The sequence below is a fragment of the Azonexus hydrophilus genome (genome assembly GCF_038368255.1).
GTDB classification, from domain to species: Bacteria; Pseudomonadota; Gammaproteobacteria; order Burkholderiales; family Rhodocyclaceae; genus Azonexus; species Azonexus hydrophilus.
Genome location: NZ_CP151406.1, coordinates 1,042,513 through 1,056,759, shown reverse-complemented (window position 1 = coordinate 1,056,759; position 14,247 = coordinate 1,042,513). Strand labels below are relative to the sequence as shown.

Annotated in this window: 13 protein-coding genes; 10 read left to right on the top strand and 3 right to left on the bottom strand. The window is 65.7% G+C overall.

The window, feature by feature from the left end; genetic code table 11:
* The first annotated feature begins 5 nt into the window (after positions 1-5).
* Together AADV58_RS05110 and lnt are read left to right on the top strand one after the other, a co-directional pair.
* Positions 6-854 carry an HlyC/CorC family transporter gene (locus tag AADV58_RS05110; RefSeq protein ID WP_028995149.1) on the top strand — a complete coding sequence of 283 codons (849 nt, stop codon included), beginning with the start codon at positions 6-8 and terminating at the stop codon, positions 852-854.
* Positions 841-2,325 carry an apolipoprotein N-acyltransferase gene (gene lnt / locus AADV58_RS05105; protein WP_051295411.1) on the top strand — a complete coding sequence of 495 codons (1,485 nt, stop codon included), beginning with the start codon at positions 841-843 and terminating at the stop codon, positions 2,323-2,325. The genes AADV58_RS05110 and lnt overlap by 14 nt, the downstream gene beginning before the upstream one ends.
* Here lnt and AADV58_RS05100 read toward each other — a convergent pair.
* The gene (locus AADV58_RS05100) at positions 2,267-2,971 is read right to left on the bottom strand and encodes a transglycosylase SLT domain-containing protein (protein ID WP_043421368.1); all 705 of its coding nucleotides are present in this window, start codon (positions 2,969-2,971) and stop codon (positions 2,267-2,269) included. The two genes, lnt and AADV58_RS05100, sit on opposite strands and share 59 nt — an antisense overlap.
* 308 nt (positions 2,972-3,279) lie before the next feature.
* On the opposite strand from AADV58_RS05100, the gene glyQ reads away from it, so the two are divergent.
* From glyQ to AADV58_RS05060, 8 genes are read left to right on the top strand one after another with little or no spacing between them, the layout of a single operon-like run.
* A complete protein-coding gene (gene glyQ, locus AADV58_RS05095; protein ID WP_043421370.1) occupies positions 3,280-4,224 on the top strand; it encodes a glycine--tRNA ligase subunit alpha in 945 nt (314 codons plus the stop codon).
* Position 4,225: 1 nt separating this feature from the next.
* On the top strand, positions 4,226-6,334 hold the full coding sequence (glyS, locus tag AADV58_RS05090; protein WP_341744230.1) for a glycine--tRNA ligase subunit beta: 2,109 nt from the start codon (positions 4,226-4,228) through the stop codon (positions 6,332-6,334).
* 16 nt (positions 6,335-6,350) lie between these two features.
* Positions 6,351-6,911, top strand: a complete 561-nt coding sequence (gene gmhB / locus AADV58_RS05085) for a D-glycero-beta-D-manno-heptose 1,7-bisphosphate 7-phosphatase (protein WP_028995152.1) — start codon at positions 6,351-6,353, stop codon at positions 6,909-6,911.
* Positions 6,908-7,657, top strand: coding sequence for a lysophospholipid acyltransferase family protein (locus AADV58_RS05080; protein WP_028995153.1), 750 nt, complete (start codon positions 6,908-6,910; stop codon positions 7,655-7,657). The genes gmhB and AADV58_RS05080 overlap by 4 nt, the downstream gene beginning before the upstream one ends.
* Positions 7,638-8,354, top strand: a complete 717-nt coding sequence (locus AADV58_RS05075) for a M48 family metallopeptidase (protein WP_028995154.1) — start codon at positions 7,638-7,640, stop codon at positions 8,352-8,354. The genes AADV58_RS05080 and AADV58_RS05075 overlap by 20 nt, the downstream gene beginning before the upstream one ends.
* 11 nt (positions 8,355-8,365) lie before the next feature.
* A complete protein-coding gene (gene gloA, locus AADV58_RS05070) occupies positions 8,366-8,749 on the top strand; it encodes a lactoylglutathione lyase (protein ID WP_028995155.1) in 384 nt (127 codons plus the stop codon).
* A 60-nt stretch (positions 8,750-8,809) separates the two neighbouring features.
* On the top strand, positions 8,810-9,607 hold the full coding sequence (locus AADV58_RS05065) for an ABC transporter substrate-binding protein (protein ID WP_028995156.1): 798 nt from the start codon (positions 8,810-8,812) through the stop codon (positions 9,605-9,607).
* On the top strand, positions 9,591-12,653 hold the full coding sequence (locus tag AADV58_RS05060; protein WP_341744229.1) for an ATP-binding protein: 3,063 nt from the start codon (positions 9,591-9,593) through the stop codon (positions 12,651-12,653). The genes AADV58_RS05065 and AADV58_RS05060 overlap by 17 nt, the downstream gene beginning before the upstream one ends.
* On the opposite strand, the gene AADV58_RS05055 is transcribed toward AADV58_RS05060, so the two are convergent.
* Together AADV58_RS05055 and AADV58_RS05050 are read right to left on the bottom strand one after the other, a co-directional pair.
* A complete protein-coding gene (locus AADV58_RS05055) occupies positions 12,650-13,777 on the bottom strand; it encodes a glycosyltransferase family 4 protein (protein ID WP_081700199.1) in 1,128 nt (375 codons plus the stop codon). The two genes, AADV58_RS05060 and AADV58_RS05055, sit on opposite strands and share 4 nt — an antisense overlap.
* On the bottom strand, positions 13,777-14,193 hold the full coding sequence (locus tag AADV58_RS05050; RefSeq protein WP_051295413.1) for a diacylglycerol kinase: 417 nt from the start codon (positions 14,191-14,193) through the stop codon (positions 13,777-13,779). Before AADV58_RS05050 ends, AADV58_RS05055 begins: the two co-directional genes overlap by 1 nt.
* Between the last annotated feature and the right edge of the window lie 54 nt (positions 14,194-14,247).

Below are 14,247 nucleotides of genomic sequence, written 5' to 3'. Positions count from 1 at the left end.
ACATCATGGACAGTGACAGTAAACCCGGTTTTATCGAACGCCTGACCTCCCTGCTGCTGCGCGAACCCGAGGATCGCCAGCAGCTCATGCAGATTCTGCATGCCGCCTACGAACGCAACCTGATGGACGCCGACGCGCTGACCATCATCGAAGGCGCCCTTTCCGCCTCGGAAACCCGCGTCACCGACGTGATGATTCCGCGGGCCCAGATGGACGTCATCGACGTCGACGACCCGCTGGACGAAATCGTCCCGGTGGTCATCGAGACCGCCCACTCCCGTTTTCCCGTCGTCGACGGCGACCGCGACAACATCCTCGGCATCCTGCTCGCCAAGGACCTGCTACGCATTCACACCGAAGAGAATTTCGACCTGCGTGACTGGCTGCGCCCGGCCGTCTTCATTCCCGAATCCAAGCGCCTCAATGTGCTGCTGCGCGAATTCCGCGTCTCGCGCAACCACATGGCCATCGTCGTCAATGAATACGGTGGCGTCGCCGGCCTGGTCACCATTGAGGACGTGCTCGAACAGATCGTCGGCGACATCGAGGACGAGTACGACTTCGACGAAGCGCACGACAACATCCGCCTCGATTCGACCGGCCGCTACCGGGTCAAGGCACGCACCGAGATCGAGGACTTCAACGAAGCCTTCTCGACCACGTTCTCGAACGAGGAATTCGATACCGTCGGTGGACTCGTACTGCGCCAGCTAGGCCGCGTTCCCAAACGCAACGAGAGTCTGGAAATCGACGGCATGCGCTTCCAGGTCCTGCGTGCCGACAGCCGCCGGCTGTACACCCTGCTGGTCGACCCACCCAAGCCGAAACCCGTCAGCGAAGATGCGCCGGCCTGAACTGGCGGCATTGCTTGCCGGCGCAGCCGGCGTCCTCTGCTTCGCCCCGTTTGACCTGTTCTGGCTGGCGCCGCTGCCCTGGCTGGCCTTGTTCGCCCTGTGGCGGCAGGCACCGGACGCGCGCCGGGCCGCGCTCGTCGGCTTCCTCTTCGGTCTCGGCTTCTTCCTCGCCGGCGTCTCGTGGATCTACGTCAGCCTGTCAGTGTTCGGCGGCATGCCCTGGTGGCTGGCCGGCCCGGCGACACTGCTGTTCTGCACCGCGATGGCGCTCTATCCGACGCTCGCCGGCTGGCTGTTCAAGCGCTGGCAACCCGCCGGATTCTGGCGCCAGGCGCTGTGGTTCGCCGTCCTCATCGCCGCCGCCGACTGGCTGCGCGGCTGGTTGTTTACCGGTTTTCCCTGGCTGGCCATCGGCTACACCCAGGCGCCGCCCAGCCCGCTGGCCGGTTTCGCGCCACTGATCGGCGTCTATGGCCTGTCGCTGCTGCTGGCGCTGAGCGCCGCCCTGCTGCTGCGCTGGCGCGTCGGCCTGCCGGTGCTTGCGCTGCTGCTTGCCACTGGTTTTGGCCTGCGTCAGCTTGAATGGACGCAGCCGGTCGGCGAGCCGGTCAGCGTCGCCCTGCTCCAGGGCAACATTCCGCAGGACATGAAATTCAATCCGGACAACTTCGTCCGCACCCTGCTGCGCTACCGCGACATGATCGCAGCGCATCCCGCCCGCCTGACCATCCTGCCGGAAACCGCCCTGCCCGCCTTCCTCGACCGGCTGCCCCCCGAATATCTCGATGAACTGAGCACCCTGGCCCGCCAACACGGTGGCGACATCGTCGTCGGCACGCTGACCGGCAACCCGGAAACCGGCTACTACAACAGCGCCGTCAGCCTCGGCAGCGCGCCACAGCAAACCTACAGCAAGCAGCACCTGGTGCCCTTCGGCGAATTCATTCCGGCCGGCTTTGCCTGGTTCATGGCCCAGGCCAACATCCCGATGTCGGCGTTTTCCGCCGGCCCAAGCCGGCCGGCAGCGCTGAGCGTCGCCGGTCAGCTGGTGGCATTCAATATTTGCTACGAGGATGTGTTTGGCGAGGAGATCATCCGCACCCTGCCGCAGGCCGGGATGCTCGCCAACCTGTCGAATACCGCCTGGTTCGGCCGCTCTCTGGCGCAACCGCAGCACCTGCAGATCGCCCGCATGCGCTCGGCCGAAACCGGCCGGCCAAGCTTGCGCGCGACCAATACCGGGATGACCGCGATCATCGACGCGCGCGGCGACGTGGTGTCGGCCTTGGCACCGTTCGAGACCGCCGTTCTCACCGGCGAAGTGCGCGCTTACCAGGGCAGCACACCCTACATTGCCTGGGGCAACCTGGGTTTCCTCGTCCTGCTACTGGCTGGCGCGGGCGCCGCGCAGATCAGGCGCGCTGCATCTGCTGCTGGATCGCCTGCTCCAGGCGCTGACGCTCGGCCATGACCTTGCTCGAATAGCGGCGCTCGGGGTCGTTGATCGCCCCGCCGAACTGCTGCAGACCGGGAACCAGGCCGCCATTGCGGGCAATCGATTCACGCAGGATGCGGGCGCCGACCTGGACATTGGTCACCGGATCGAAGAAGGGCAGCTCGCCGGCGTCTTCCGGCAGCTTGTCGGTATGGAAGCGCGGCATCACCTGCATCAACCCCTGTGCCCCGACCACGCTCTGCGAGAAGGGGTTGAAGCTGGACTCGACACCAATCACGGCGATGATCAACAACGGATCGAGGCCGAGTTCACGGGCGCTGTCCTGCGCCGTCAGGAAGATCGGCACCAGCACTTCATTCGACACGCGGTAGCGGCGGGCAACGTAGTGCAAGGCCTGCTGCATGCTCGGCACCAGACGCTCCTGATTCAGGGCGACCGGCTGCACGGCGGCATCGCCAAGCTCGCTCTCGCTCTCGCTGGCACTTACGCCACCGGGGAACATGGCCTGCAGGCCGTCGAGCAGACCGGAATGGCCCTTGTAGGTACCGGCCAGACCGAGCACGAAAACCAGCCCGGCCAACATCAAAAACTTGCGGACGACGTGCGAGACGGCCGCGACAACCCGCGAAGCTGCGGGAGAAAGGAACTGCGAAGCGAACATGCGCCCTCCTTCACTGTTGCCACCGGCGATCAAACAGCCGGCGAACGGTTACGGGGGGTACGACACCAATCCATTCCTCCGTGGGAGGAAGCAAGGTTTCCAACAGGCCGAGTCTGGCCGAAAGCGTGGAAACACCGGTGTTGCACCGCAACAAGACAGCGCGCATTCTATTGATTTATTTGAATAAGTCAAGAACCGGGCGCAGCACCACGGACTAAAGCGTTGTATGCACGCCACAGGCGCCAAGCTGCCGGGACAGCGCAAAAGCCTGTAAAATCTGGCGTTTTCCGTCTTTCCGAGTGCGTCCGATGACGACCAGCAAGAAACCCACGTTCCAAGAAATCATCCTGCGTCTGCAGCAATACTGGAGCGCCCAGGGCTGCGCCCTGCTCCAGCCATACGACATGGAAGTCGGCGCCGGCACCAGCCACACCGCCACCTTCCTCCGTGCCATCGGCCCCGAGCCGTGGAAGGCCGCCTACGTGCAGCCCTCGCGCCGCCCCAAGGACGGCCGCTACGGCGAGAACCCGAACCGTATGCAGCACTACTACCAGTACCAGGTGGTATTGAAACCAGCACCTGACAACATCCTTGAGCTCTACCTCGGCTCGCTTGAAGCGCTCGGTTTCGACCTGAAGAAGAACGACGTCCGTTTCGTCGAGGACGACTGGGAAAACCCGACGCTGGGCGCCTGGGGCCTGGGCTGGGAAGTCTGGATGAACGGCATGGAAGTGACGCAATTCACCTACTTCCAGCAGGTCGGCGGCATCGACTGCAAGCCGATCACCGGCGAAATCACCTACGGCATCGAGCGCCTGGCGATGTACCTGCAGGGCGTCGAGAACGTCTATGACCTGGTCTGGACCGACGGCCTGACCTACGGTGACGTCTACCACCAGAACGAAGTCGAACAATCGACCTACAACTTCGAGCATTCCGACGTCGACTTCCTGTTCCACGCCTTCGGCGCGCACGAGAAGCAGGCACAGCACCTGATGGGCGCGCAACTGGCGCTGCCGGCCTACGAACAGGTGCTCAAGGCCGCCCACACCTTCAACCTGCTCGACGCGCGCGGCGCGATTTCCGTGACCGAGCGCGCCGCCTACATCGGCCGCATCCGCAACCTGGCCCGCGCTGTCGCCCAGGCCTACCTCGACTCGCGCGCCCGCCTCGGCTTCCCGATGGCACCCAAGGAATGGGCCGGCGAGGTGCTGGCCAAGCTCGAAGAACAGAACGCCAAGAAAGCCGCCTGAGATGACTGCCAAGAACCTGCTCGTTGAACTCTTCGTTGAAGAACTGCCGCCCAAGGCATTGAAAAAACTCGGCGAAAGCTTCGCCGCCGCGCTCGCCACTTCGCTGAAGAAGGACGGCCTGGCCGCCGATGGCGCACAAGTGACCGCTTACGCCTCGCCGCGTCGGCTGGCCGCGCACGTGACCGGCGTTGCCGCCGTCGCCGCCGACAAGCCCGTGGTGCAGAAGCTGATGCCGGTCGCCGTCGGCCTCGACGCCAACGGTAATGCCACGCCTGCTCTGCTCAAGAAACTTGCCGCACTCGGCGCCGACGAATCCGCCGTCGCCAGCCTGCGCCGCGAAAACGACGGCAAGGCCGACATCCTGTTCTACGACAGCCTGGCCAAGGGCGCGACGCTGGCCGATGGCCTGCAGAAGGCCGTCGAAGCCGCGCTGGCTGCGCTGCCAATTCCAAAGGTGATGACTTACCAGCTGGCCAACGGCTGGGACACGGTCAATTTCGTGCGCCCGGCGCACGCGCTGGTCGCCCTGCACGGCAGTGATGTCGTGCCGGTTTCGGTGCTCGGCCTGCAATCCGGCAACACCACCAAGGGCCATCGCTTCGAAGCCGCCGTTGATCCGGTGGTGATCACCGACGCCGACAGCTACGCGGAAACGCTGCTCAAGGACGGCTCGGTCATCGCCTCCTTCGCTGAACGCCGCGCCGAAATCGCCCGCCAGCTCGCCGCTGCTGCGGCCAAAGCAGGCGGCAAGCCGATTGAAGACGACGCCCTGCTCGACGAAGTCACCGCGCTGGTCGAACGCCCGAACGTGCTGGTCGGTCAGTTCGAGGAAGAATTCCTCGCCGTGCCGCAGGAATGCCTGATCCTGACCATGAAGGCCAACCAGAAGTACTTCCCGCTGCTCGACGCTGCTGGCAAGCTGACCAACAAGTTCCTCGTCGTCAGCAACATCTCGCCGGCCGACCCGAGCGCGGTGATCGGCGGCAACGAGCGCGTGGTGCGCCCGCGCCTGGCTGATGCCAAGTTCTTCTTCGACCAGGACCGCAAGAAGTCGCTCGAATCCCGCGTGATCGGTCTGTCCAAGGTCGTCTATCACAACAAGCTCGGCACCCAGGGCGAACGCGTCCAGCGCGTCGCGGCGATTGCCCGCGCCATTGCCGAAACGCTCGGCGGCGGCGAACTGGTGCAGCACGCCGAACAGGCGGCGCTACTGGCCAAGGCCGACCTGCTCACCGACATGGTCGGCGAATTCCCCGAACTGCAGGGCATCATGGGCCGCTACTACGCCCAGCACGACAGCCTGAACGCCGATGTCGCCGATGCCATCGAGGACCACTACAAGCCGCGCTTCGCCGGCGACAGCCTGCCGCGCGGCCGCGTCGGCACGGTCGTTGCACTGGCCGACAAGCTGGAAACCCTGGTCGGCATGTTCGGCATCGGCCAGATCCCGACCGGCGACAAGGACCCGTTCGCGCTGCGCCGGCACGCGCTCGGCGTCATCCGCATGCTCGCCGAGGGCGACCTGAATCTGGCGGTCGACGGCCTGCTCACCGGCGTTTTCGCGCAGTTCAACGGCGTCGAGGGCTTCGCCCCGAACCCGCAGGCGCTCGCCGATTTCATCTACGACCGCCTGGCCGGCAGCCTGCGCGAGCAGGGTTACACGGCGCAGGAAGTCGATGCCGTGGTCAGCCAGCGGCCGCAGCGCCTGGGCGACATCGTCAAGCGTCTGGCCGCCGTGCGTGCTTTCTCGGCGCTGCCCGAAGCCGCCGCGCTGGCCGCCGCCAACAAGCGCGTCAGCAATATCCTGAAGAAGGCCGACGGCGTCGTCGACGCCCGCGTCGATGCTGCGCTGCTGCGCGAAGCCGCCGAAAGCGCGCTGCACGCGGCGCTGGTCGAGGTCGTGCCGCAGGCCGACGCCGCCTTCCTCACCGGCGACTACAGCGAATCGCTGCAGGTCCTGGCCCGGCTGCGCGCCCCGGTCGATGCCTTCTTCGACGGCGTCATGGTCAATGCCGACGATCCGGCGCTCAAGGCCAACCGCCTCGGCCTGCTCGCCATGCTGCACGCAGCGATGAACCGCGTCGCCGACCTGTCCAAGCTGTCCGCCTGAGTCACGGGAGCCCACCATGCCCGGCAAGCTGATCATTCTCGACCGCGACGGCGTGATCAATTTCGATTCCGCCCAGTTCATCAAGAGCCCGGAAGAATGGAAGCCGATCCCGGGCAGCCTGGAGGCCATCGCCCGGCTCAAGCAGAACGGCTACCGCGTCGTCGTCGCCACCAATCAATCCGGTGTCGGCCGCGGCCTGTTCGACATGGACACGCTCAACCGCATCCACAAGAAAATGCACAAGTCGGCCAATGAGCTCGGCGGCCGCATCGACGCCATCTTCTACTGCCCGCACACCGCCGATTCGCAATGCGACTGCCGCAAACCGAAGCCGGGGATGTTCAAGCGCATTGCCGACACCCTCAATGCCGACCTCAACGGCGTCGTCACCGTCGGCGATTCGCTGCGCGACCTGCAGGCCGGCGCGGCCATGGGTTGCCGGCCGATCCTGGTACTCACCGGCAAGGGTGAAAAGACTCAGGCCGAAGGCGACCTGCCCGCCGGCACCTTGATCTTTGCCGATCTGGCCAGCGCCGTCGATCACCTGCTGGCGCCCGAGCCCAAGGAAAAGAAATGAACGCCATCCGCTCCACCCTGTTCATGACCTACGCGATCATCTGGTCGGTGCTCAGCGCACCGCTGGTGGTCATTGCCGGGCCGTTGCTCGGCGGCGTCTGGGCCTACCGTTTCGGCCGCGTCTGGCGTCTCGGCACGCAATGGGGCGTCGAAAACCTGCTCGGCATCCGCCCGCAGGTGATCGGCCGCGAGAACATGCCGGACGAAGCCTGCGTGATCATGGCCAAGCACCAGTCGGCCTGGGAAACCATGACGCTGCAGGATTGCGTGCCGGACGACGCCTTCTGCGTCTTCGTGCTCAAGCAGGAACTGCTCAAGGTTCCCTTCGTCGGCTGGGGGCTGGCGGCGATGAAAATGATCTCGATCGACCGTAACGCCGGCAAGAACGCCCTCGACCAGGTCGTCACCCAGGGTCGCGAACGGCTCAAACAGGGCTACTACGTGATCATCTTCCCCGAAGGCACGCGCGTGGCCCCGGGCGAGAAGCGCCGCTACAAACCGGGCGGCGCCTATCTGGCCACCCACGTCGGCTGCAAGGTCGTGCCGATCGCCCACAACGCCGGCGAATTCTGGCCGCGCCAGGCCTTCCTGAAAAAGCCCGGCACCGTCACCATCAGCATCGGCCCGGCCTTCGACGCCACCGGCATGAGCGAGATGGACGTCAATCAACGCGTCGAGGACTGGATCGAGGCCGAGATGCGCCGCATCTCCCCGCACCGCTACCCCGATGCCGCTCAGGCCGCCTGAGACCCGACACCGCATCGTCCTCGCCGGGCAAGCCGTCGATTTCGCCCTGCAGCGCAGCGCCCGGCGCAGCATCGGCCTGCGCATCGACCATCGCGGTCTGCGCGTCGGCGCCCCCTTGCGCGCCCCGCTGCGCGACATCGAGACGCTGATCCGCGAACACGGCATCTGGGTGCTCGACAAACTGGCCGACTGGCGCGAACGGCCACCGCCGGAACGCTTCGCGGTGATCGACGGCGCCCTGCTCGAGATTCTCGGCACGCCGACCCGGCTGCGAGTCGTGCCCGCCACCCGGGCCGCCAGCGCCTTCTCCGCTGATGAAATCCACCTGGCCGTACCGGCCGGCACCGCCCCCGGAAAAGTGCTGGAGAACGCCCTGCGCCACCAGGCCAGAACGCTGTTCGCGGCGCGCCTGGCCCATTTCGCCCCGCAGCTTGGCGTCGCCCCGCCGCCCTTACGCCTGTCGTCGGCGCGCACCCGTTGGGGGAGTTGCAGCGCACGCGGCAACATCGCGCTCAACTGGCGGCTGATCCTGATGCCGCCGGCCATCGTCGATTACGTGGTCTGCCACGAACTGGCCCACCTCAAGGAAATGAACCACAGTCCGCGTTTCTGGTCTGTGGTCGAACAACTCTGCCCGAACTGGAAAGCGCAGCGCAACGAACTGCGCCGCCTCGGCCGGCAACTCCCGCAATTCTGAAAGGACACCTCATGCGCATCCTGCACACCATGCTCCGCGTCGGCAACCTCGACCGCTCGATCGCCTTCTACACCGAAATCCTCGGCATGCAGCTGCTGCGCCGCAACGACTATCCGGAAGGCCGGTTCACGCTGGCCTTCGTCGGCTACGGCAGCGAGGACAGCGAAGCCGTGCTCGAACTGACGCACAACTGGGACACCGACAGTTACGAGCTGGGCAACGCCTACGGCCACATTGCCCTGGCCGTTCCCGACGCTGCCGCCGCCTGTGCCGCGATCAAGGCGCGCGGTGGCAAGGTGGTACGCGAAGCCGGGCCGATGAAGCACGGCAAGACCATCATCGCTTTCGTCGAAGACCCGGACGGTTACAAAGTGGAATTGATCGAACGGGATTGAGCCTGGCGGCGCCGCTTTTGATACACTGCGAATCGTTCATGTATTCCAAAGGTAATAAAAGTGAAAGCGATCCCGCCCATCCTGCTCGCCGCTGCGCTGCTGCTTGCTGCCGTTCCGGCGCAAGCGCAGCAAACCGGCGTCCTTGAGCGCATCGCCGCCACGTCGACGGTGCGCGTCTGCATCTGGCCGGACTATTTCGGCATCAGCTACCGCGACCCGAAAACCCGCCAGCTGTCCGGCATCGATGTCGACATGGCCAAGGCACTGGGGCGCGACCTGCGCGCCAATGTCGAGTTTGTCGACAGTTCCTTCGCCCGCCTGATCGACGATGTCACCCAGGACCGCTGCGACATCGCCATGTTCGCCATTGGCATCACGCCGCTGCGCCAGGAAAAACTGCGCTTCACCCGGCCGCACATGGCCAGCGACATCTACGCCATCACCACCAAGAGCAACCGGCGCATCCGCCAGTGGAACGACATCGACCAGGCCGGCGTCGTCGTCGCCGTGGCCAAGGGCACCCTGCACGAACCGGTGATGAAGGCCCGCCTCAAATCGGCAACGCTGAAGGTGCTCGACACCCCGCAGGCGCGCGAGCGCGAAGTCGAATCAGGACGTGCCGACGTGTTCATGACCGATTTCCCGTTCAGCCTGCGCATGCTGCGCACCACCGACTGGGCGCGCCTGGTCAAGCCGGACAGCAGCTATCACATCACCCCCTATGCCTGGGCCATGCGCCCGGGTGACGACCGCTGGCACGCACGGGTTGAGGACTTCCTGGCGCGCGCCAAGCGCAGCGGGGAGCTGAAGGCCTTCGCCGACCGCCACGGCCTGTTGCCAATTGCCGTTCTCGACTGACGCGCCGCTACCGGCCGGCAGCCGTACCGGCGTCATCACCCGCCTGCTGATCGGTCTGCAGGTGGTGCTGATCGTCGCCGTGCTGCTCGGCAGCCTGTCGCACGTGCTGCGCCTGCGCCAGGATGCGCTGGACAGCCATCTCGACGAGGCCCGCGCCCACGCCCGGGTATTCGAGGAACAACTGACGCAAACCTTGTCCTTGGCCGACCTCAGCCTGCAGGCCATGCCTGAACTGATCGACGGCGCGCAGATCGACGAAAAGGCGACAGCCCGGCAACTGGAAGGCATGCTGCGCCGCCTCCTCTTCCTCCTCTTCCTCCGCTCGCTGTCGATTGCCGACGAGCAAGGCCGCATCCTGGTCAGTTCCAACCCGGACAACGTCGGCCAACAGATCGACAGCAAGGACTTCCAGCCGCCACGCGAAGGCAACGAAACTGCCAGCTTCCTGCGCATTGGCGTCCCCTGGCAGGGCCGCGACCTGGCCGATGCATCGCCGAGCACGACCCGCAGCCCGATCCCGCCGGACAGCCCGAACTTCTTCCCGGTCATCCGCGAGGCCCAGGTCGGCGCACGCCGGCTGCAGATGGTCGCCGCCCTCAATCCCGACTACTTCATCAACCACTTCTCGCACCACATTGATCCGCAACTGACGCAGGTCGAGATCCTCGACTATCACGGCATCGTCATGCTCTCGTCGCGCGTCGATCTGATGCCGGGCAGCCTGCACCTGAGCGGGTCGCCGCTGGCCGAAATGCGCGACAGCGAAATCGGCAGCCGCGCTGAAGACATCGACGGCGGCCGACAGATGCTCAGCGCCTACCGCGCCTCGCGCAGCTACCCCCTGTTCGTGCTCGTGCATATCGACCGGGAACAGGCACTGCAACAATGGTACGCGGAAGCGAAGATCACCCTGGCCGTCACCGGTATCGCGCTGCTGGTCATCATCACCCTCAGCCTGCTGCTGATCGGCCGCATCCGCCGCGGCCTGATCAACGAGGCCCGCCTGCATCACGAACGGCAACTGGCGGCCCAGGTGTTCGAGAACAGTACCAGCGGCGTCCTGGTGACCGATGCCGAACGGCGGATCCTCGCCGTCAATCCGCATCTGGAAAAGGTATCCGGCTTCAACGCCAGGGAACTGATCGGCCAGACCCCCAGGATATTCAGCTCCGGCCGGCATGATGACGGGTTCTACCGGCAGATGTGGGAAACCATCGACGAACACGACATCTGGCGTGGCGAAATCATCAACCAGCGCAAGGATGGCCGCCTGATCGAGGAATGGCTGACCATTTCGGTGGTTCGCGACAGCCACGGGCAGCTGGTCAATTACTTGGGCGTTTTCGAGGACATCACCGAACAGCGCCTGCAGGCTTTACGCCTCAAGCGCCAATTGGCCGCGCTGCAGGCGCTCAACGAAATCGCCACGATCAAGGGCCTCGACCCGCGGGAAATCCTGCGCCATGGACTGCGCCTGGCCAGCGAGCACCTGCACCTCGAATACGGCATCATCAGCCACATCGACCCGGCAGCCAATAGCTACCGGATCGAAGTCCAGGTCTGCCCCGACGGCCTGCTCGCCGACAACCAGGAATTCCCGCTGGGCGATACCTTCTGCGCCGAAATCATTCACCAGGACAAGCTGTTCCAGCTGGTCAATGCCGCCGAATCCGAGTACTGCGACCATCCGAGTTTCCGCGAATTCAAGCTGGCCAGCTTCCTCGGCACGCCGATCCGCGTCGACGGCGCGCTGTACGGGACGATCAATTTCTCGTCGCGCCAGCATCGCGACCACGATTTCGACCCCTCGGACCTCGAGTTCATCCAGCTGTTGGCCCGCTGGGCCGGCGCCGTGATCGAACGCATGCGCGCCCACGAGCAACTGGACAAGGCCCGTGCCGCAGCGGAAGCCGCCAGCGTCGCCAAGGGCAGCTTCCTGGCCAACATGAGCCACGAAATCCGCACCCCGATGAACGGCGTGATCGGCATGGCCGACCTCCTGCTGGCCACGCCGCTGAACGCCGAACAGCGCGACTATGCGGAAACCATCCGTCACAGCGCCGACGGCCTGCTCGGGCTGATCAACGATGTGCTCGACTTTTCCAAAGTCGAAGCCGGCAAGCTGGAAGTCGAGAACATTCCCTTCGCCCCGGCCGAAATCCTGCACGACACCCTGGCACTGCTCGGCCACTCGGCCGGGACCAAGGAAATCGCCCTCAACGGCACGATCGATCCGGCCGTTCCCGCCCGTCTGATCGGCGATCCGGGGCGGCTGCGCCAGATCCTGATCAACCTGGTCGGCAACGCCGTCAAGTTCACCTCAGTCGGCAGCGTCTGCGTCCACTTCACCGGCTGGCCGGACGGCGACGACAATCTGCGCCTGCAGATTTCGGTCAGCGACACCGGCATCGGTATGGCGCCGACCGTGATCGCCGGCCTGTTCTCACCCTTCTTCCAGGGCGATGCCTCGACCACCCGCCAGTTCGGCGGTACCGGCCTCGGCCTGTCGATCTGCAAGCGCCTGATTGAATTGATGGGCGGCAGCATCGCCGTCGAATCGACGCCCGGCGCAGGCAGCATCTTCCGCGTCGAACTGCCCTTCGCCATCGACCGCAGCAGCGCGCTGGCCCGCCCGGCCAGCGAACCGGGCACGCAGCTACGTGACGGCCTGCGGGTACTGCTGGTCGAGGACAACCTGATCAACCAGAAAGTCGCCGGCGCCCTGCTCGGCAAGCTCGCCTGCCAACACGTTGCCGTGAACAATGGCGAAGAGGCCCTGGCCCGCCTGCGCGAAGAGACATTCGACGTGGTCCTGATGGATTGCCAGATGCCGGTCATGGATGGCTTCGAGGCCACCCGCCGCCTGCGGGCCGGCGAAGCCGGCAGCAGCAGCCAGACGACTCCCATCGTCGCCATGACCGCCAATGCCATGCAGGGCGACCGCGAGGCCTGCCTGGCGGCCGGCATGGACGATTACCTGGCCAAGCCGGTCAGCAATGCCGCGCTGAAGCAGGTCCTGATCCGCTGGAGCAACGGCCGGGTTTAATTTCTGCCGGCGATGGCTTCGCGGGCGACCTGTTCAAACGTGTTCACCACCCCGGGCCAGTTGCGCAGCAGCATGTCATCGCGCGCCCGCACGCTCATCCCGACCAGACGTTCAGGCATCTCGACGCTCCACAGCGCGGCATCGACATAAGCTTTCTCGTCCCCGGGCGCGACGGCCACACTGTTGATGCCGTCGACCACCAGTTCCGCTGCCGCCGCACTGCGGTAAGCCACCACCGGCACGCCGCTGGCCATGGCCTCGGCCACGACATTGCCGTAGGTTTCGCTGAGGCTTGGGAAAAGGAAGATGTCGGCGCTCGCATAATGGCGCGCCAGATCCTCGCCATGGCGCATGCCGGCGAAATGATGATCGGGGTGTTCCTGCCTCAGCCGGCGCGCCGACGGTCCGTCGCCGACCCAGACCATGCGGGCATCGGGATGCCAGACCTGGATGGCGGCAAAGCACTTCTCGACCAGCGCCAGGTTCTTTTCCGGCGCCAGACGGCCGACGTAGAGACACACCGGCCCTTCGCCGACGGCGCCCCAGCCGGCGCGCAGCAGCGGATCGCGCCGCTGCGGATCGAACAGCACGGTATCGACACCGCGCCCGACCACCCGCACGCCGGGCACGCCGGCACCGGCCAGATCGGCGGCCAGCGCCGCCGTCGGCACCATGGTCGCCAAGGTGCGCCGATGCAGGATGCGCAGGTAGGCCGCCACGGCCGGACGCAGCCAGCCCATGCCGTAATGCACGCTGTAGCGGTCGAAATTGGTATGAAATCCCGAAGTCACCGGGATGCCCAGCCGCCGCGCCACGGCCACCGCCGACCAGCCGAGCGGCCCCTCGGTGACCACGTGCACCAGGTCCGGCCGCCGGCCGCGCCAGCGCCGGGCCAGCATCCGCCCGGCCGGCAGGCCGAAACGCAGCCCGGGATAACCGGGCAAAGGCACGCCGGGCAGGGGAACATCCAGTTCGCTGCCGGCGTCTTCCGCGCCCTGGCGCGGACGCAGCACCTCGACCCGGTGCCCCAGATCGCGCAGACCACCGACCAGGCGGCCGACCGTCATCGCCACCCCGTTCACCTCGGGCGGATAGGTTTCGGTGACAAAGGCGATATCGAGCATCACAGCTTCTCCAGCAGGACACCGCCCCAGACCACCAGCACCTGGAGCAGCGAGACCAGCACGGCGGCACTGCCGATGTCCTTGGCACGCTTGGCCAGGCGGTGGTTCTCCAGGCCGACGCGATCGACCACGGCCTCGATCGCCGAGTTGAGCAGTTCAACGACCAGCACCAGCAGCACACTGGCGATCAGCAGGCCGGTCGCCAGCCAGCCGACCGGCAGCCAGATGGCCAGCGGAATCAGCAGCAGCGCCAGCCACACTTCCTGGCGGAAGGCATCCTCGCAGAGGTAGGCGGCGCGCAGGCCGTCGAGCGAGTAGTTGAAGGCATTCCAGACCCGGCGCAGGCCGGTCTTGCCCTTGAAGGGCGATTCGTTGGCCGGATCAAGGCCGAGTTCGTCGGGGTGCGGCGCGTTCATGAATCCTCCTTGGCTGAACGCACCTTAAACACCCATTGCTAAGCTTTCATGACA

What these genes read in the sequence shown, in the direction of transcription:
- AADV58_RS05110 (WP_028995149.1), top strand. Translation starts at nt 6, where the DNA reads ATGGACAGTGACAGTAAACCCGGTTTTATCGAACGCCTGACCTCCCTG.
- AADV58_RS05075 (WP_028995154.1), top strand. Translation starts at nt 7,638, where the DNA reads ATGCCGCTCAGGCCGCCTGAGACCCGACACCGCATCGTCCTCGCCGGG.
- gloA (WP_028995155.1), top strand. Translation starts at nt 8,366, where the DNA reads ATGCGCATCCTGCACACCATGCTCCGCGTCGGCAACCTCGACCGCTCG.
- AADV58_RS05080 (WP_028995153.1), top strand. Translation starts at nt 6,908, where the DNA reads ATGAACGCCATCCGCTCCACCCTGTTCATGACCTACGCGATCATCTGG.
- AADV58_RS05055 (WP_081700199.1), bottom strand. Translation starts at nt 13,777, where the DNA reads ATGCTCGATATCGCCTTTGTCACCGAAACCTATCCGCCCGAGGTGAAC.
- AADV58_RS05100 (WP_043421368.1), bottom strand. Translation starts at nt 2,971, where the DNA reads ATGTTCGCTTCGCAGTTCCTTTCTCCCGCAGCTTCGCGGGTTGTCGCG.
- AADV58_RS05050 (WP_051295413.1), bottom strand. Translation starts at nt 14,193, where the DNA reads ATGAACGCGCCGCACCCCGACGAACTCGGCCTTGATCCGGCCAACGAA.
- gmhB (WP_028995152.1), top strand. Translation starts at nt 6,351, where the DNA reads ATGCCCGGCAAGCTGATCATTCTCGACCGCGACGGCGTGATCAATTTC.
- glyQ (WP_043421370.1), top strand. Translation starts at nt 3,280, where the DNA reads ATGACGACCAGCAAGAAACCCACGTTCCAAGAAATCATCCTGCGTCTG.
- lnt (WP_051295411.1), top strand. Translation starts at nt 841, where the DNA reads ATGCGCCGGCCTGAACTGGCGGCATTGCTTGCCGGCGCAGCCGGCGTC.
- glyS (WP_341744230.1), top strand. Translation starts at nt 4,226, where the DNA reads ATGACTGCCAAGAACCTGCTCGTTGAACTCTTCGTTGAAGAACTGCCG.